The 18356-nt window shown below is 63.2% G+C and carries 15 protein-coding genes and 1 tRNA gene; 8 read left to right on the top strand and 8 right to left on the bottom strand.

All coding sequences use genetic code 11. The annotated features are described in order from the left end of the window. Window positions 1-139 precede the first annotated feature (139 nt). On the top strand, window positions 140-1327 hold the full coding sequence (locus AC1DVW_RS14250) for a hypothetical protein (protein ID WP_477323839.1): 1188 nt from the start codon (window positions 140-142) through the stop codon (window positions 1325-1327). A gap of 92 nt (window positions 1328-1419) precedes the next feature. Here the strand turns inward: AC1DVW_RS14250 and aspS are convergent, their stop codons facing one another. Both aspS and AC1DVW_RS14240 read right to left on the bottom strand, forming a co-directional pair. Further along, window positions 1420-3216: an aspartate--tRNA ligase gene (gene aspS / locus AC1DVW_RS14245; protein ID WP_477242789.1), complete on the bottom strand. Its 1797-nt coding sequence runs from the start codon at window positions 3214-3216 to the stop codon at window positions 1420-1422. A gap of 113 nt (window positions 3217-3329) precedes the next feature. Next, on the bottom strand, window positions 3330-4088 hold the full coding sequence (locus tag AC1DVW_RS14240) for a DeoR/GlpR family DNA-binding transcription regulator (RefSeq protein ID WP_477269116.1): 759 nt from the start codon (window positions 4086-4088) through the stop codon (window positions 3330-3332). Between the two features lie 120 nt (window positions 4089-4208). Here AC1DVW_RS14240 and AC1DVW_RS14235 point away from each other — a divergent pair, with 120 nt between their 5' ends. The 3 genes from AC1DVW_RS14235 (at window position 4209) to rnd (ending at window position 8044) form a co-directional block, all read left to right on the top strand. Further along, the gene (locus AC1DVW_RS14235; protein WP_477323835.1) at window positions 4209-5453 is read left to right on the top strand and encodes an MFS transporter; all 1245 of its coding nucleotides are present in this window, start codon (window positions 4209-4211) and stop codon (window positions 5451-5453) included. 119 nt (window positions 5454-5572) lie between these two features. After that, window positions 5573-6817: an MFS transporter gene (locus AC1DVW_RS14230; RefSeq protein WP_477242786.1), complete on the top strand. Its 1245-nt coding sequence runs from the start codon at window positions 5573-5575 to the stop codon at window positions 6815-6817. A 75-nt stretch (window positions 6818-6892) separates the two neighbouring features. Further along, window positions 6893-8044, top strand: coding sequence for a ribonuclease D (rnd, locus tag AC1DVW_RS14225; RefSeq protein ID WP_477243113.1), 1152 nt, complete (start codon window positions 6893-6895; stop codon window positions 8042-8044). A gap of 65 nt (window positions 8045-8109) precedes the next feature. On the opposite strand, the gene AC1DVW_RS14220 is transcribed toward rnd, so the two are convergent. The 3 genes from AC1DVW_RS14220 to guaB are packed head-to-tail and all read right to left on the bottom strand — an operon-like array spanning window position 8110 to window position 10650. Next, window positions 8110-8529, bottom strand: coding sequence for an MAPEG family protein (locus tag AC1DVW_RS14220; RefSeq protein ID WP_477242785.1), 420 nt, complete (start codon window positions 8527-8529; stop codon window positions 8110-8112). 32 nt (window positions 8530-8561) lie between these two features. Further along, entirely contained in the window at window positions 8562-9197 is a 636-nt protein-coding gene (locus AC1DVW_RS14215) for a hypothetical protein (protein ID WP_477242784.1), read from the bottom strand. Beyond that, a complete protein-coding gene (gene guaB / locus AC1DVW_RS14210; protein ID WP_477323833.1) occupies window positions 9148-10650 on the bottom strand; it encodes an IMP dehydrogenase in 1503 nt (500 codons plus the stop codon). The genes AC1DVW_RS14215 and guaB overlap by 50 nt, the downstream gene beginning before the upstream one ends. A gap of 292 nt (window positions 10651-10942) precedes the next feature. On the opposite strand from guaB, the gene AC1DVW_RS14205 reads away from it, so the two are divergent. After that, window positions 10943-12364 (top strand): MFS transporter, encoded by a 1422-nt coding sequence (locus AC1DVW_RS14205; RefSeq protein WP_477323831.1) that lies wholly within the window; start codon window positions 10943-10945, stop codon window positions 12362-12364. Window positions 12365-12382: 18 nt separating this feature from the next. Here the strand turns inward: AC1DVW_RS14205 and AC1DVW_RS14200 are convergent, their stop codons facing one another. Together AC1DVW_RS14200 and AC1DVW_RS14195 are read right to left on the bottom strand one after the other, a co-directional pair. Beyond that, on the bottom strand, window positions 12383-13096 hold the full coding sequence (locus AC1DVW_RS14200) for an RlmE family RNA methyltransferase (RefSeq protein ID WP_477323829.1): 714 nt from the start codon (window positions 13094-13096) through the stop codon (window positions 12383-12385). Window positions 13097-13154: 58 nt separating this feature from the next. Next, window positions 13155-14504: a Ppx/GppA phosphatase family protein gene (locus tag AC1DVW_RS14195; RefSeq protein ID WP_477323827.1), complete on the bottom strand. Its 1350-nt coding sequence runs from the start codon at window positions 14502-14504 to the stop codon at window positions 13155-13157. Window positions 14505-14774: 270 nt separating this feature from the next. Here AC1DVW_RS14195 and AC1DVW_RS14190 point away from each other — a divergent pair, with 270 nt between their 5' ends. Together AC1DVW_RS14190 and AC1DVW_RS14185 are read left to right on the top strand one after the other, a co-directional pair. Further along, window positions 14775-15704, top strand: a complete 930-nt coding sequence (locus AC1DVW_RS14190) for a putative bifunctional lysylphosphatidylglycerol flippase/synthetase (RefSeq protein WP_477323825.1) — start codon at window positions 14775-14777, stop codon at window positions 15702-15704. Window positions 15705-15855: 151 nt separating this feature from the next. Continuing rightward, window positions 15856-15929 (top strand) — tRNA-Gln (locus AC1DVW_RS14185). Window positions 15930-15976: 47 nt separating this feature from the next. On the opposite strand, the gene AC1DVW_RS14180 is transcribed toward AC1DVW_RS14185, so the two are convergent. Continuing rightward, a complete protein-coding gene (locus AC1DVW_RS14180; RefSeq protein ID WP_477323823.1) occupies window positions 15977-16462 on the bottom strand; it encodes a tyrosine-type recombinase/integrase in 486 nt (161 codons plus the stop codon). 414 nt (window positions 16463-16876) lie between these two features. On the opposite strand from AC1DVW_RS14180, the gene AC1DVW_RS14175 reads away from it, so the two are divergent. Further along, window positions 16877-18356 (top strand): VCBS domain-containing protein (locus AC1DVW_RS14175; protein ID WP_477323821.1); only part of this gene is annotated, 1480 nt, incomplete at its 3' end.

The following is an 18356-nucleotide window of genomic DNA, read 5'->3' as shown; positions in this document are numbered from 1 at the left end:
CTGGCGATCGGGTTTGCGTTTCGCCGTGATTTTCGGCCATTCTAATGGACAAATGCCTTTATCCGGTCCAGTTCGTCACGGAATGGTGACGACGCAACGAATGAAACCATTCTTTCAAGGACATCTCAGGGGACTTGCAATGACAATCCAACGCTCATTTTACAAACTCGCTCTTTCGACCTTTCTGCTGACGTTGCCGCTGAATGCGGCCCTTGCGCAGAACACGGCGGTCGCCGACCGGCTCAAGGCTCTGGCTGCCGCCCAGGGCATGGACATCTCCTGGACCGGCGTGACCGGTGACGACTCCAATTTGGTGCTGCAGGGCGTGACCGTGAAGCCGGCGGCAGAAAAGGAAGCGCTGCCGATCGGCGACGTCAAACTTGAAGGCGTGACCGAGGCCAATGGCGGCTACGATATCGGAACCGTCTCGACCTCCGCGTTCACGCACAGCAAGGATGGCGTCACGCTCGATCTCAGCCCCTTCGTGATCCACGACATGAACGTTCCGGCCGAGGGCGCCACGGGCCCGATGGGTTCGATGATGATGTACAAGTCGGCCGAACTCGCCAACATGACGGTGAAGGTCGCTGACAAGACGGCCTTCTCGATGGACGGGCTCGCCGTCGAAATTACCCCGCCGGCCGACGGCAAGGCGATGGAGTTTTCCTTGACGACGGAAAAATTCAACGGCGACCTCACCCTCGTCGACGATGCCCAGTCCAAGGCAGTGATCGAAGCGCTCGGCTACCAGAACATATCAGGCAATATCGAAATGGCCGGCACCTGGCAGCCCGCGGACGGCAAGATGGAATTGTCGAAATACGACATGTCCGTCGACAATGCCGGTACGCTCGGCATGACTTTCGATATCGGCGGCTACACGCTCGATTTCGTCAAGTCGATGCAGGAGATGCAGAAAAAGATGGCGGCACAGCCCGAAGGCGCCGACAATTCGGCGCAAGGCATGGCCATGCTCGGCCTATTGCAGCAGCTTTCGTTCAACGGCGCCTCGATCCGCTTCGACGACGATTCGCTGACCGGCAAGCTGCTGGACTATTTCGGCAAGCAACAAGGCATGTCCGGCAAGGACATTGCCAACCAGGCCAAGGCGATCGTGCCCTTCGGCATGGCGCAGCTCAACAATCCCGAGCTGACGGCTGAAGTGTCGGCCGCCGTAAACAAATATCTCGACGATCCGCAGAGCCTCGAGATTTCGGCAGAGCCGCCGGCATCGGTGCCGTTCGCGCTGATCATGGCCGGCGGCATGTCCAACCCGTACGACTTGCCGAAGACGCTCGGCGTCCACGTCAAGGCGAACGAAGACTGATAAACGCGCTTTCAAATGGAAAAGCCCGGCAGCGATGCCGGGCTTTTTTGTGGGCCGATTCTCGAATCGGAAGAACCGGTTGAGCCAGGTTCTTAAACCTCTTTCTTCGTCACCGCGACGCGCAGCGACAAGTCGCGAAGCTGCTGCGGGCTCGCTTCCGACGGCGCGTTCATCAGCAAGTCGTAGGCCTGCTGGTTCATCGGGAACATGGTGATTTCGCGCAGGTTCTTGGCCCCGACCAACAGCATGACGACGCGGTCGACACCCGCCGCCATGCCGCCATGCGGCGGCGCGCCGTACTGGAAGGCACGATAGAGACCGCCGAAGCGTTCCTCGACCGTCGCACGGTCCAGCCCGACCGTCTCGAAAGCCTTGACCATGGTTTCCGGCAGATGGTTGCGGATACCGCCGGAGGCGATCTCGAAGCCGTTGCAGACCATGTCGTACTGGAACGCCTTGATGCCGAGCAGATCCTCGCCGTTGAGCGCGTCGATGCCGCCCTGCGGCATCGAGAACGGATTGTGGGCGAAATCGATCTTCTTCTCGTCCTCATTCCATTCGAAGAACGGGAAGTCGACGATCCAGCACAGTTCAAAACGCTCGCGGTCGACAAGGTTCAGCTCCTCGCCGGCCCGCGTGCGCGCAGCGCCGGCGAAGGACACGAACTTCTTCGGATCGCCGGCAACAAAGAAGGCGGCGTCGCCGTCGGCGAGGCCGAGCTGGAGGCGGATCGCTTCGGTGCGCTCCTCGCCGATGTTCTTGGCCAGCGGTCCGGCGCCTTCGAGCTTTTCGCCCTCCTTGCGCCAGAAGATGTAGCCCAGTCCCGGCTGACCCTCGCCTTGCGCCCAGGAATTCATGCGGTCGCAGAAAGCGCGTGAACCACCGGTCCTGGCCGGGATGGCCCAGATTTCGGCCTTCGGGTCGTTGGCTAAGATGTTGGCGAACACCTTGAACCCGGACTCGCGGAAATGATCGGAGACAGCCTGCATCTCGATCGGGTTGCGCAGGTCCGGCTTGTCGGAGCCGTATTTGCGCATCGCCACGTCATAAGGAATGCGCTGGAAGTTCTGCGTCACCGGCTTGCCGTTGGCAAAAGTCTCGAAGACGCCGCGCATCACCGGCTCCATGGTCGACAGCACATCATCCTGCTCGACGAAGCTCATCTCCAGATCGAGCTGGTAGAACTCGCCGGGCAATCGGTCGGCGCGCGGGTCCTCGTCGCGGAAACATGGGGCGATCTGAAAATAGCGGTCGAAGCCCGACACCATGATCAATTGCTTGTACTGCTGCGGCGCCTGCGGCAGCGCGTAGAAGGTGCCGGGATGGATGCGCGACGGCACCAGGAAGTCGCGCGCGCCCTCGGGCGATGAAGCGGTCAGGATCGGCGTCGAGAATTCGGTGAAGCCGACCTCGCCCATGCGCTTGCGCATCTCGGCGATGATCCTGGTGCGCGCCACGATGTTCTTGTGCAGGGTCTCGCGGCGCAAATCGAGGAAGCGGTATTTGAGGCGGATGTCCTCGGGATAATCCGGTTCGCCGAACACCGGCAGTGGCAATTCCTTGGCCGCTGACAGCACTTCGATCTCGCGCGCGAAAATCTCGATCTCGCCGGTTGGCAGATTGGCATTCGCGGTCTCGGCCAAACGTGCCTTGACCTCGCCGTCGACGCGGATGACCCACTCGCCGCGCACGGTCTCGGCGATCTTGAAAGCCGGCGAATCCGGGTCGGCGACGATCTGGGTCAGGCCGTAGTGGTCGCGCAGGTCGATGAACAGCAGGCCGCCATGGTCGCGCACGCGATGCACCCAGCCCGACAGGCGAACGGAAGCGCCGACGTCGCTCTTTCGCAATTGGGCACAGGTATGGCTGCGGTAACGATGCATTGTCATAGGGATTAAGTCCGGATGCTGGGGTTGCGGGCCGACGGCCCGGCTCGAAATTTGCGCGAAAAGCGCATGAGAGCCCAGCTTTGTCAAGGCAAGCGGGTGCGGGCGCTGCCTGTTCAGGCGAAGTGGATTTCGGCGCCCTGCCGTTCGAAATCCGCGAGGATCGCTGCCGGCGCGGTCTTTTCAACCACCAGATGGCGGATCGCTTCAGGCCCAGTGACGCGGTAGGGCGCGGCGGTGGCCAGCTTGTCGTTGGTGACGGCGATGACGATGCCGGCGCTGTTCCTGGCCATGGCCCGCTTCACTTCGGCCTCTGCCGAATCGAAAGCGGTGACGCCGCGTGAGGCATCGAGACCGCAGGAGCCCAGGAAAAACAGATCGGCGCCAAGCTGGGCGACGGCCGCCAGCGTATCGCCGCCGACACAGGTTCCAAGGTCGCGATCGAACCTGCCGCCCAGCACGATCAGTTCGACCAGGGGATGATCGGACAATGCCGAAGCAACACTGAGCGAATTGGTGGCTATGGTCAGCTCGAGGTCGCGCGGAATGGCCCTGGCGATCGCGGCATTGGTGGTGCCGCCATCGATGAACAGGCTCTGCCCGCTGGAAAGCAGCGCCACCGCCGCGCTCGCCAGCCGCATCTTCTCCTCGACCGCATGGCCACCGCGCTGGCCGACCGGCGCCGCGGCGAAGGGCGCCGGAGCGACCGCGCCGCCATAGACGCGGCGGCACTGCCCGGCCTTTGCCAGCTCCCTCAGGTCGCGGCGGACCGTGTCTTCCGAAACGCCGAACCGGGTTGCCAGCTCGCCGGCCAATACCCTGCCCTGCGCCGCAAGCCGGTCGCGGATGAGCTGATGCCGTTCATCGGTGAGCATTGCATGATCCTGTTTCTTCATGCACGTTCTTGCATGTTTTGCACGTTTATGCAAGAAGCGAGGCGCGCCTGCAGTTGGACAAGCCAACTGACGGCCCCCTCCTTCGTTGAAAGCATTGCGATGATTTTTGGCCTCAGCCTCACCCCTCAACACCGGATTTATGCCGGGTTTGCGATCTATTCGTTTGGCATGGGCAACATCTTTCCGCGACTGCCTGACATCAAGCACGCCATGGACATCCAGGACGGCACGCTGGGGCTCAGCCTGATCGGCACGCCGATCGGCACCTTGACCGCGCTCACCCTGGCGGCGCCGATACTGGAGCGCGTCGGCTTCCGCCGCGCGCTGCTCGGGCTGGTTCCGCTGCTGACGGTGGCCTATGCGATCGCGGTGCACGCACCGGGGCCTGTCTCCCTGTTCCTCATGCTGTTTCCGGTCGGGCTGATGATCGGCAGCATCGAGATCATGCTCAATGTCGAGGCCGACAGGACGGAATTCCTGGTCAAGCGCCGGATCATGAACCGGGCACATTCGTTCTGGAGCATCGGCTTCTTCGGCGCTGGCCTGTTCGGCGCGGCACTCGCGCATCTCGGCGTCTCGCCGCAATTGCACCTGGCGATGGTCGTGCCGATGGTAGCAATATCGACGGCGCTGTTTCTCGGTGGTTACCAGCCTGCGCCAAGCCGCTTTGCCGGCAATGGCGACGAGCCTCCCATGCGGGCACCCACGCTGGCACGGCCGACGCTGCCGATCCTTGTCCTCGTTGCGGTGACGCTGTCGGCAATGCTAATGGAAGGCGCCAGCATGGACTGGTCGGCGATCTATATGCGCACCGTGTTCGAATCGGGGCCGTTCGTCGCCGGGTTCACGGTGGCGCTGTTTGCATTCTCGCAAGCAACCACGCGCTTTTTCGCCGACAGCTTCGTCGAACGCCACTCGCCAAGCGGCGTGGCGCGCGTGCTGTTGGCGAGCATGGCGGCGGGCGTGCTGCTGGTCTTCCTGTCGCCTGCCCCATTCCTGTCCATGCTGGGCTTTGCCCTTCTGGGCATCGGCAGCAGCGCGCTCTTTCCACTGGCGATTTCCGCGGCCGCCCAGCGAACGGATCGCCCCGCGGCAATCAATGTCGCGGCGCTGTCGCAGATCTCCTTCGTCGCCTTCCTGCTCGGTCCGCCGCTGCTCGGCTTCGTCTCGGAGCATTGGGGCATCCGGTCGGCCTTTGCCATCGGCATCCCGTTCATCGCGCTCAGCCTGCTGACCGCCGGATCGCTTGGCCGACGGGCGCCGTCGGACAAGCCTGAGGCGCCGTCGAGCGAGGCGCCCGACCCGGCCCGGCGGAAAATGTCGGCGCAGGCCAGCGAGGCATGAACGGCTCTCACTGCTAAAAGCACAGGTCGTCGCAACAAGACGCCCTGTTGGCGGATAAGCCGCTGGCAATGGCCGCACCGATGGTTCAGAAAAGCATAGCCATCCAACCGCGGTCCTCCATGTCCTCGATCCGCCCGCTGATCCCGCTCCTTCTCGCCGCCGGCATCCTGCTTGGCGGCAATGGGCTGCAGAGCACGTTGATCGCGCTGCGCGGCGCGCAGGAAGGCTTTCCGGCCTCATCCATCGGCCTCATGGGCACCTTCTATTTCGCCGGCTTCCTGCTCGGCTGCCTCGCCGTCACCCGCATCATGAAGGCGGTCGGCCATGTGCGTGCCTTCGCGGCGCTGGCCGCGATCGCCTCCGCCGGCACGCTGCTTCTGGTGCTGGTCATCGATCCGGTGATGTGGTGCGCGGTGCGTTTTGCCGGCGGCTTCTGCTTTGCCGGTTTGTTCACCATCATGGAAGCCTGGCTCAATTCCGGAGTCACCAACAAGGATCGCGCACGGGTTCTGGCCATCTACCGCATGGTCGACATCGGCTCGGTGACCGGCGCGCAGTTCCTTATCCCGATCTTTGGCGCCGGCGGTTTTGCCATCTTCGCCATCATGTCGATCATGATCACTTTGTCGCTGGTGCCTGTCTCGCTCGGCGACCGTTCCAACCCTGCGCCACCCGAAGAGGTCAAGCTCGATCTGGCGCGCGTCTGGCGGATTTCGCCGCTCGGCTGCTTCGGCTGCATCGCCGTCGGCGTCACCAACAGCGCCTTTCGCACGCTGTCGCCGGTCTATGCCGAACAGATCGGCATGTCGGTCGCCGATGTCGTCACTTTCGTCAGTGTCGGCATTTTCGGTGGCGCCATCATCCAGTATCCGCTCGGCTATCTCTCCGACCGCTGGGACCGACGCCGGGTGCTCTTGATCACCACCTGCTGCGCGATGTTTGCCGCGCTGGCGCTGGTGTTCGTGGCGGGCACCAACCCGACGCTGAACTTTATCATCATCTTCATCTTCGGCTGTTTTGCCATGCCGCTCTATTCGCTTTCGGCGGCGCATTCCAACGACCGCGCCGACAAGGGCGAGTTCGTGCTGATCAACGCGGCCTTGATGCTCTTTTATTCCTTTGGCGCCATTGGCGGCCCGTTTGCCGCTTCGACGGCGATGCAATATTTCGGGCCAAGCGCGCTGTTCGTGTTCAGCGCCACCGTCTACGCTGTCTTCATCGTCGTCATCCTCTACCGCATGCAGGTGCGCTCCGGCGTGCCGGCAGGCAAACGCAGCCGGTTCATCGCGCTTTTGCGCACATCGACGGTTTTCGCCCGGCTGGCGAGGCGCAGCGGCGATTCCGACGGGTCCGCTGAGCCCTGATAAAGGGGCTGCGGCTTGACGAAAGCCCGCGCGGCTGAAATTGAAAGAGACCGTACCCTTGCCAAAAGCGATTTGATGCACGTCATCACCACCCAGAATGAACTTGAGACCGTTCTCGCCGCTTTCGAAAAGTCGGAGTTCGTCACCGTCGACACCGAATTCATTCGCGAAACGACCTTCTGGCCGATTCTGTGCCTGATCCAGATGGCGGCGCCGGGCGTGACGGCGCTGATCGACCCCTTGTCACCCGACATCGACCTGAAGCCATTCTTCAAGCTGATGGCCAATGAGGCGGTGGTCAAAGTCTTCCATGCGGCCCGCCAGGACATCGAAATCATCGTCCATCTCGGCGATCTCGTTCCGCATCCGGTGTTCGACACCCAGGTGGCGGCGATGGTGTGCGGCTTCGGCGACAGCGTCTCCTACGACCAGTTGGTGCAGCGGATCACTGGAGCGCGGCTCGACAAATCCTCGCGTTTCACCGACTGGCGCCATCGGCCGTTGTCCGACAAGCAGCTCGACTACGCGCTGGCCGACGTCACCCATCTGATCGATGTCTACCAGCACCTCAGCGCCGAACTGGTGCGGGAAAACCGCGCCCATTGGCTGAACGAAGAGATGGAGGTGCTGACCTCCCGCGAAACCTACGATCCGCATCCCGAGGATGCCTGGAAGCGGCTGAAGATGCGGCTGCGCAAGCCGCAGGAGCTGGCGATCGTGCAAGCGGTGGCCGCCTGGCGCGAGCGCGAGGCACGCGAACGCGATGTGCCGCGCGGCCGGGTGCTGAAGGACGACGCCATCTACGAAATCGCCCAGCAGGCGCCGCGCGATGCGGCCGCACTTGGCAAGCTGCGCACCACGCCGAAGGGCTGGGAACGCTCGTCGACAGCAACGACGCTGCTTGGCGTGACCGCCACGGCGCTTGCTTTGCCCAGAGAAGAGATGCCGAAGCTGCCGAAGAGTTTTCAGCCGCCGGAAGGTTCAAGTGCTGCAGCCGAACTGCTGAAAGTGCTGCTGCGCATCGTCGCCGAAAAGGAAGGCGTCGCCTCGAAGGTGTTGGCCTCCAGTGACGATATCGACCGCATCGCCGCCGAGGGCGAGGCCGCCGACGTGCCGGCGCTGCAGGGCTGGCGGCGCGCCGTGTTCGGGGACGCGGCGCTCAAGCTGGTGCGCGGCGAGATCGGCATCAAGTTCGACAAGCGCAGAATAGCGGTGTTCGACCTCTAGACGCCGTAACCCCGCTCCGCTCGGCGGAGCGACCCTCCCCACAAGGAGGAGGGTAAACAACTTCCCTACACCGCTCCGAGCAGGTGCAGTGCGAACCAGATCCATGCCAGCAACAGAATCACCGCGCCCACGTAGAAGGCGCGGCTGCGAAAGCGCAGATTGTTGCTGGTGAGATGGACCCAGGCGTGGGCATAGCGCGAGATCACGAAGATCCACATCAGCGTCAAGGTCAGGTAGTTGACGCCGTTGGTCACGTGCAACGTCAGGCATAGCACGTAGAAAAGCACCGGCAGCTCGAACTGGTTGATGAGATTGTTGGCGACGGTGACGCTGGACGCCGGCTCGGTGGTGCGCACCTTGTATTGACCAACCCTGGCCTCGCCTGATCTGACCGCGCCGTAACGGCGCCGGGCCATCACGCCATAGACGAGATAGATCAGCAGAACCTGCGCCAGCATCGGCCAGAAGATCGCAGTCTGGTTCACAAGCTGTTCCCTGCCCCGTTAGATTATTTTGCTCACGCCTGACGCCGGCGCTGGCCGGCCAGCGTGAAGGCCGCAATGACGATCGCCGGCACCGCCAGAAGCGCGAATTTGGTGACGATCAGCGACGAGGCGAAAGACAGCGAATCCGGATTGGCCGACAGGAAATCGGACAAAAGCCGCGCAACCGCGATGTTCTGCGCGTAGTCGGCAAGCGTATAGGGCAGCACCAGCACCAGTGCGACCAGCGATTGTAGCTGCGTCGACAAGGCGCGAAAATTCGTCAGCCGCCGCCCGGTGGCGAGAATCAGGCTGACCATGGTCACCGACAGCAGCGCCGGGAACAAAAGGTCAAAAGTCAGATAATGCCAGACCAGGATGATCTCGCTGCCGCGCCGGCCGAGCGCCGTCAGCCAGGCCATGCCCTCGTCCGGGGTAAAGCCGGCAAAGCGCAGGTCGAGCGACGGCAGCCCGCCGCTCAAGCTGCGGAAATAGAAGAACTCCATCGCCGTCATGGCGATGAAAACCGCCGCTGAGACCACACAGAGTGCGGCAGCATGGCGCGACAGCCGCAGGATCATGGCCGTCAGGCCGCGCCAGAGCGCATACTGATCGGGCTGATCAGGCTCCGCCGGGATAGTTCGGGCTTTCGCGGGTAATCGTGACGTCATGGGCGTGGCTTTCACGAAGTCCGGCATTGGATATGCGTACAAAGGTGGCGCGTTCGCGAAAATCTGCAAGGTCGCGGCCACCGACATAACCCATAGCGGCTTTCAGGCCGCCTGCAAGCTGGTGCAGCACGCCAGACACAGGCCCTTTGTAGGGAACCTGCCCTTCTATGCCTTCCGGGACCAGTTTCAGCGTGTCGCGCACCTCGGCCTGGAAGTAGCGATCGGCCGAGCCGCGGGCCATGGCGCCGACGGAGCCCATGCCGCGGTAAGCCTTGAAGGAGCGGCCCTGGTGCAAATAGACCTCGCCCGGGCTTTCATCGGTTCCGGCCAGCAGCGACCCGATCATGGCCGCACTTGCGCCGGCGGCGAGCGCCTTGGCGAGATCACCGGAAAATTTGATGCCGCCATCGGCGATGACCGAGACACCCGATTTGTGCGCGGTCTCGACCGCCGACATGATCGCCGACAGCTGCGGCACGCCGACACCAGCGACGATGCGGGTGGTGCAGATCGAACCGGGGCCGATGCCGACCTTGACGGCGTCGGCGCCGGCGTCGATCAGCGCCAGTGTGCCTTCTGCCGTGGCGACGTTGCCGGCCAGGATGCGCACCGAATTGGAGAGTTTCTTGGCCCGCGTCACCGCGTCCAGCACGCGCTGCGAATGGCCGTGTGCTGTGTCGATGACCAGAAGATCGACGCAGGCATCGATCAGGCGCTCGGCGCGCTCGAAACCGTCATCGCCGACGCTGGTGGCGGCAGCAGCGCGCAGGCGGCCCTGCGCGTCCTTGGTGGCGTGCGGGTTGAGCTGCGACTTCTCGATGTCCTTGACGGTGATCAGGCCGACGCAATTGCCGTCCTTGTCGACAACGACCAGCTTTTCGATGCGGTGCTGGTGCAAGAGCCGCTTGGCCTCGTCCTGGTCGACGTTTTCCTTGACCGTGATCAGGTTCTCACGGGTCATCAGCTCGTAGACTTTCTGCGTCGGGTCCGAGGCAAAGCGGACGTCGCGGTTGGTCAGGATGCCGATCAGCCGGCCAACCTTCTGGCCGCCTGAGCCGCCATTCTCGACCACCGGAATGCCTGAGATCGAGTAGGTGCGCATCAGGCCGAGCGCGTCGGCGAGCGTGGCTTCAGGGCCGATGGTGACGGGATTGACCACCATGCCCGATTCGAACTTCTTGACCTGCCGCACCTGCTCGGCCTGTTCGGCCGGCGAGAAATTGCGGTGGATGACGCCGATGCCGCCGGCCTGGGCCATGGCGATGGCCAGCCGCGCCTCGGTGACGGTGTCCATGGCGGCCGACAGGATCGGCACGTTGAGGTCGATGTCGCCAGCGATGCGGGTGCGGATATCGGTTTCACCGGGCATGACCTCGGAATGACCGGGCTGCAGCAGCACGTCGTCAAAGGTCAGCGCCAGCGCGCCGGTGGACGTTTCGATGATTTTTGCCATGGCCAGTCCTCGGAATACAGAAAAAGCGCTTGACCAGAATGGACAGCGCCGACTCGTCTTCTTCCCTTTCAGGATTGGCGCTGGCTCGTAACACGTCGCGGCGCCGATGAAAAGCCGATGATTGCACGCTCCCGGAAAGGTGACGTTTCGCTCAGAAAGACACCACCTCTGGTTGCCGGTCGCGCAAACGTGACAGCAATTTAATGCGACATGCGGGCCAAGCCATGATAACCGCCCCTCGTGTCGGCTTGCCCCCAGTCGGCGACACAAGAATCAAGTCCGGACGCGTTCGTTGAACCGCACCATTCCGCTCATCCTGGCGGTCGCCCTGTTCATGGAAAACATGGATTCGACCGTCATCGCGACGTCGCTGCCGGCGATCGCCATCGACATCCATACCAGCCCGATCGCGCTCAAGCTGGCGCTGACCGCCTATCTGGTGTCGCTGGCGATCTTCATTCCGATCAGCGGCTGGATGGCCGACCGCTTCGGCGCCAAGAACGTGTTTCGAGCCGCGATCGGCGTGTTCATCGTCGGCTCGGTCGCTTGCGCGATCTCCGATTCGCTGCCGGCTTTCGTGGTCTCGCGCTTCCTGCAAGGCATAGGCGGCGCGATGATGACCCCGGTCGGGCGGCTGGTGCTGGTGCGGGCGACGCCCAAGAGCGAGCTGGTCGCCGCCATGTCGTGGCTGACCGTCCCGGCCCTGGTCGGGCCGCTGGTCGGGCCACCGATCGGCGGCTTCATCACCACCTATTTCACCTGGCACTGGATTTTTCTGATCAACGTGCCGATCGGCCTGGTCGGCATCTGGCTCGCCACCCGCTTCCTGCCGCAAACCGAAGCGACCGAGACGCCGCCGCTCGATTTCATCGGTTTTGTGTTGAGCGGGTTCGCCGCCTCAGGCGTCGTGTTCGGCCTGTCGGTAGTCAGCTTGCCTGCGCTGCCGCCGATGGCCGGCTTCATCACCGTCGCCGTCGGATTGGCGTCGGGCGCGCTTTACCTCCTGCATGCGCGCCATGCGAAAAACCCGCTGCTTGCGCTCGAATTGTTCCGCCACCAGGTGTTCCGCTCCTCGGTGCTCGGCGGCGGGCTGTTTCGCATCGGCATTGGTGCCGTGCCCTTCCTGTTGCCGCTGATGTTCCAGATTGGCTTTGGGCTGACGCCGTTCCAGTCGGGCATGATCACTTTCGTCTCGGCGATCGGCGCCATCGGCATGAAATTCGCCACCGCGCTGATTTTTCGGGTTGCCGGGTTCCGCCGCGTGCTGGTGGTCGGTTCGCTGGTCGCCGCGGCGTCAATCGCCGTCAACGGCCTGTTCACGCCCGACACGCCCTATGCGCTGATGCTGGCCATGCTGCTGGCCAGCGGCTTCATCCGCTCGATGTTCTTCACCGGCGTCAACGCGCTCGCCTATGCCGAGATTTCGGCTGCCGACACCAGCAAGGCGACGCCGATCGCCGCCGTCTTCCAGCAACTGTCGATCGCGCTCGGCGTCGCCGTGGCGGGCGGCATCCTGGAGGTGTCGCAGACGCTGCATGGCGGGCCGCTGACGCTGGCCGACTTCCACACCGCCTTCTTCATCGTGGCCGTGATTTCGGCAGCGGCATCACTGTCGTTCATGCGGCTGGCGCCCGATGCAGGCAACGCCGTGTCGGGCCATGGCAGGCTGACAACGCCCAAGGAATTGGAGCCGATTAGCCCTCCCGGCAATTGAGGCCACGCAACGGCGACCTCAACCTTCGGTCGGCGCGCGCCCCTTGAAGTCCTTCGCCAGCAAATACAGCTCCACCGACTCATCACGCGAAGCCGGCGGCTTGACGTGATGGACCGAACGGAAATTCTGCTTGAGCAGGGACAGCAGCTCGTTTTCGGCGCCGCCCTGAAAGGTCTTGGCCAGAAAATGGCCGCCCGGCTTCAGCACCGCCAGCGCGAAATCTGCCGCCACTTCGCACAGATACATGGTGCGGATGTGGTCGGTCCTTTTGTGGCCGGTGGTCGGTGCCGCCATGTCGGAGAGCACTATGTCGGGCGGGCCGCCCAGCGTCTCGGCAAGCTTTTGCGGCGCCTCGGGGTCGAGGAAATCCATCAAAATCACCGGCGCGCCGGGCACCGCGGCCATTTCGAGATAGTCGATGCCAACGACATGCGGGCTCTCCGCCGTCGATTTCGTCCGCGCCGCGGCCACCTGGCACCAGCCGCCGGGGGCGGCGCCGAGGTCGATGACCTTCATGCCGGGCTTCAAGAGATGATGCTTGTCGTCGATCTCGATCAGCTTGTAGGCCGCGCGCGACCTGTAGCCGTCGGCCTTGGAGCGTTGGACATAGGGATCGTTGATGTGGCGCTGCAGCCAGCGGCGCGACGATTCCTTGAGGCCGCTTTTCTTCTTGATCCGCGTCTTCAGCACGCGAATGCTGGCGGAGCCTGGTTTTTCTGGTTTCTTGGTCATTGTTTGATTTCTTGTTTGAGCATGATCTCTTCCGAAACCCGCTCCCCACTTTTCGGGATCATGCTCTGCCCCGCCCGCTGTTGCGCCAGACACCGTCGTCGGCCATCAGTTCGCTCAGTATGCCTTCGCGCAGGCCACGGTCGGCGACACGCAGCCGCTCCGACGGCCACACGGCGCGGATCGCTTCCAGTATGGCGCAGCCGGCCAGCACCAGATCGGCGCGGTCGGCGCCGATGCACGGGTTGGCGACACGCTGCTGGAAATCCCAGCCGACCAGTTTTTCTACCATGCGGTCGACGCTGTTGCGGTCCATCCAGAGCCCGTCGACGCGGCGACGGTCATAGCGCTCGAGGTCAAGGTGAACGCCGGCCAGCGTCGTCACCGTTCCGGAAGTGCCCAGCAGATGGAATTTCGGGCTGGCGAGCACATGCGCCAGCCGGTCGCGGCCGTCGAAGGCGCGCAGGCGCACCGCGACATCCTCGACCATGGCGGCAAAGATCTCGCGCGTTACCGTGCGGCCGCCAAAGCGCTCGGCCAACGAAACGACGCCGACCGGCAGCGACGTCCACGAAACGATGTGGTTGGCAAGCCGTGGCGAGCGATGGCCGGTGAGATCGATCAGCGCGATTTCCGACGAGCCGCCGCCAATGTCGAACAGCACGACGCCTTGCGTGTCGCGCTCGACCAGCGAGCCGCAGCCCGACACCGCCAGCCGCGCCTCGGTCTGGCGGTCGATGATCTCAAGTTTTAGCCCAGCCTCGCGCTCGACGCGGTCGAGGAATTCGACGCCGTTTTCAGCGGTGCGGCAGGCCTCGGTGGCGATCAGCCTGGCCTTCCTGATCTTGCGGTTGCGCAATTTGTCGCCGCAGATCTTTAGCGCCTCGACGGCACGATCCATCGCCGGCTGGCCGAGCCGGCCGTTGGCGGTGAGCCCCTCGCCCAGCCTGACAATGCGCGAGAAGGCGTCGATGACGCGGAACTGGCCATGGCGCGTCGGCACCGCGACCAGCAGCCGGCAATTGTTGGTGCCGAGATCGAGCGCGGCAAACACCGGCAGTTCCTGCATCGGCGGCCGGTAGTCGCGCTGCTCCTGCCTTGCCGGCGGGGTTGCAGGCAATGGGGCCGCCACGGGCGGCTGGACGGCTGGAGCGAGAACAATGGCGGGCGACGAGAGCCCACCGGGCTGATTCTCATCGCGCGCAAAAACCTTGCGTCCGCGCCGGCGTTTGCGCCGCTTTCTCGCCTTGCCCTTCTGATGTTGGGCGTCTCCTGCCTGCCCGTCTCCGGACTGTGGACCCGCCCGGCGGTCGTGATGCCGCCCGGTGGGTGGGCTTGCCTGGCCTGACGGCGGCGAAGCCCTGGACACGCCCACTTCCGGCGCGCCAACGCCGGTGTCGTGGTCTTCCACTTCAGTTCCTTCCGGCGCCGCGCGAACCGGAAACCGGACGCAGCAGGCGCTTTCATGTGTTTTAAGTTGCCGCCAGAGTAGCAGCGCCGCGCCGGATCACCAAGAGTGCAAGGGGCGAATTTTGCCGGCGTCAGGCAGCGGCAAGGTGTTGCCGGTTGAATAGCCGGCTTCAATAAGGCATTTCTCAAGTGAAGGGGTGAATACTGATCACGTCTTCGCACCCCGACCTGGAACCGAGCTGCAACGCATGACGACACCGCCATGAGGGCCATGAACTGGAGGCGCTATCTCTGGCCGGCCATCGGCATTGCGGCGGTGATTTTTTCGCTGCTGCTGCTCTGGCACGAATTGCGCGGCATTTCGCTCGACGATGTCTGGGCCGGCATCGTCGCCATCCCGACGCGCGGGTGGGTGCTGGCCGGCCTAAGTTCGTTGGTCGCCTATGCCTCGCTCGCCGGCTACGACCACATCGCGCTGCTGCATATCGGCAAAAAAGTCTCGTGGCTGTTCGTCACCTTCTGCTCCTTCACCACCTATGCGCTGTCACACAATATCGGCGGCTCGGTGTTTTCAGGCGCGGTGATCCGCTACCGCGCCTACGGCACCAGGGGCCTGACGGGACAGGATGTCGGTATTCTGGTGGCTATCTGCTGGATCACCTTCATGCTGTCGACGATCTTCGTCTCCGGCATCGTGCTGGTGCTGGAGCCCGAGATCATCGACCGCTTTTCCGGCGCTCCGCACCATGGGCTGGCGATCGCCGCCGGCCTCGCCATGCTGATCCTGGTCGGCGCCTACATTTTCGGCAGCTGGCTGCATCTCAAGCCGCTGACAATCGGCCGCTTCCAGCTGCATTACCCGGCGCTGCCGATCGTGGCGCGGCAATTGCTGATCGGCCCGATCGAGCTTTTGGCAGCAGCGGCGATCATCTTCTTTGCCCTGCCCGCAGGCAATCCCGGCTATTTCGTCGTGCTCGGCGTCTTCCTGGTGTCGTTCTCGATCGCGCAGATCTCGCACGCGCCGGGCGGGCTCGGCGTGTTCGAGGTCGTGTTCCTGGCCGGTCTGTCGCATATGGACCCGGTCGGCGTGCTGGCGGCATTGCTGGTGTTCCGGCTGTTCTACCTGATCATCCCGCTGCTGATCGCGCTCGGCATCGTGCTGTTCTTCGAACGCTCGCAATTTGGGCGGGCAGAGAATTGAGGCGCTGCGCCTGAAGCGCCTGTCTGAAATAGACTGACGAAACCCGGTGATTGAAACGCTCGACAGGCTTGACTATTTTCCGTCGGCGGCTACAAGGCACGCGCGGCCAGTTGGCTGCCACGCCTGCGTGGTTTGTAAGAACTACGCCTGCTGGGGAATAGGTTAACGGTAGACCCACGGACTCTGACTCCGTTAGTCCTGGTTCGAATCCAGGTTCCCCAGCCAGTTGATTTTAAAGCGATTTTCCCGTTTCACCATTAGAACATTTCGTGTCAGTCGGACGCACGGTCGGGAATTTTTGTTCCCGTTTCGAGCTTGCGGATGGCGCTTTCGCCGAGCGCCGGATCGCGGTTGAGGTAGTTGGAATCAAGGATTGCATTCACGTCGCGCAGGCTGTGGCCGGTGATCGTCGCAATCTCAGGCACCGTCGCGCCGGCGATCGCCAAGCGCGTCACAGCCGTTCCGCGAATATCATTGAAGGTGACGCCGACCACGCCGGCGGCGGCGCATGCCTTGCGCCAGGACGATCGGAAGCCGTCGGCTGTCCACGGCACGCTGTCGCTGTTGAGCAAAATCTGGCCGGCCTTGCCGCGCAGCGCATCGAGCGCGGTTTTCAGCGGCGCGCCAACTGGGATGACCACGCGGGTTCCCGTCTTGGATTGCTGAAGGCGGATCAGCTTGCCGTTATACTGCTGCCCGGTCAGGCGCAGCAGGTCACCCTGGCGCTGGCCCGTCCACAGAGCAAGCGTTAGCGGCAAATGCAGCCGGCTACCTAGGACCGTGCGGATGTTTTGACTTCGACTATTAACCATCGGCCAAATTGGTGCGTTGACGCGCCCTCTCCGATAGAGTTAATAATCTCCTAATATTAGCGTCTTCTTAAAACTTGTGATGCGAAAACAACGAGTTGGTCGACGCAATTGGGGTAGGGAGACGTAGCGCGACGACCAATGTCGTCGCAGCCATCATCATCATCGAGCCGCCATCCGTCTGTAAACGGCCAGCTTAAGCGGTCGTTCGTAGCGCGGCGGCTTCTTGGATGATGCGCTGACAATCCACCTCCGCCCCAATTTGTGTGCCGATCGTGCGATTTGACAGGAGCAGTTGGTCTTTCAGGGCGGTCAATAAACAGGCGTTGGGCGCGTCTGTCGTTAAACAACAGGGGGTGAAATATGGCTACTCAGGTCACCGGTGCCGGCGGCACCACGACGTCGTTCTCCAACACACCGCAGGCGAAGGATGACAGCTTCCTCTTTTCGGAAGATGCCACGGGCATCCTGATTCTGAATGTGCTGGCCAATGACCTGGGCGGGGCGGCCAAAACGCTCTACTCCATCGATAACGCTGACAGTTCTTCGACTGCAACCAAGACCTATGCCCCGGCGGACCTGCTGACGCGCGACACGACATATTCCACCGACCTTGCGGGAGCCGCCAGCACCGACACCAGCCTCCTGGGCGCCAAGATCTGGATAGCCAGTGATGGTACGATCCACTACAGCACGGCGAGCATCAACGGGCTGTTGCAGGCACTTGCCCAGGGACAGGTCCTTGTCGACAAGGTGACCTACGCCATCCAGCTCGGCAACGGCACGCTGAGCTGGGCCACGACCACCATTCAGTTCACCGGCACCAACGACAAGCCGGACATCCATCTGGTGACGACGGACAAAGACGCCGCCTCGCTGACCGAGACCAATGCGCCCCTGACCGCCAGCGGCACGCTGACCGTCAACGATGCCGATGTCGCCGATACGGTGAGCGCGGGCGTGACCTCGGTGTCACTCGGCGGCACCACGGGCGGCCTGAACAGCGCTGCCGTCATCAACATGCTGACGATTTCGCCGGCCTCGCTGACGGCCAATCCGGGCGAAACCCACAATCTGAGCTGGGCCTTCAACTCGACACCGCAGGCCTTCGACTTCCTGGCTGTCAATGAAACACTGACGCTCACATACACAATCAATGCCAACGACGGCCACGGCGGCACCGACACTCAGCTGGTGACGATTACCATCCAGGGCACCAACGACGCGCCCGACATCACCGTTGGCGCCGGCGACAGCGCAGCGACGTCATTGGACGAGACCAACGCCGCCCTGACCGCGAATGGCACGCTGACAGTGAACGATGCAGATCTCTCTGACACGGTGACCCCGAGCGTGACCTCGGTGACGCTCGGCGGCGCCACAGGTAGCCTGGATAGCGCTGCCGTCATCGGCATGCTGACGGTTGCGCCCGGCCCGCTCGCGGCCAATCCTACCGACACCCACAATCTGAGCTGGGCGTTCAATTCAACGCCGCAGGCCTTCGATTTCCTGGCCGCCGGCGAGACACTGACGCTTACCTATACGGTCAAGGCTGACGACGGCCATACCGGCACTGATATGCAGACGGTTACGATCACCATCCACGGCACCAACGACAGCGCCGTGATCGGCGGCGTCTCGACCAGCGACGTCACCGAGGACAATGGCGCCGACGGCATCGTTGCCGGCAATCTGACCACCGGCGGCGCGCTGACCATCAGCGACGTCGACGCCGGCCAGGCCAACTTCGCCACCCAGGCCGGCACCGCCGGCTCCAACGGCCACGGCACCTTCAGCCTCGATGCCGCCGGCAACTGGACCTACAGCGCCGACAACACCCAGG

This window comes from Mesorhizobium sp. P3_B5 (genome assembly GCF_056402815.1).
The sequence above is the reverse complement of the archived record's forward strand: the minus strand, read 5'-3'. Positions and strand labels throughout refer to the sequence as shown.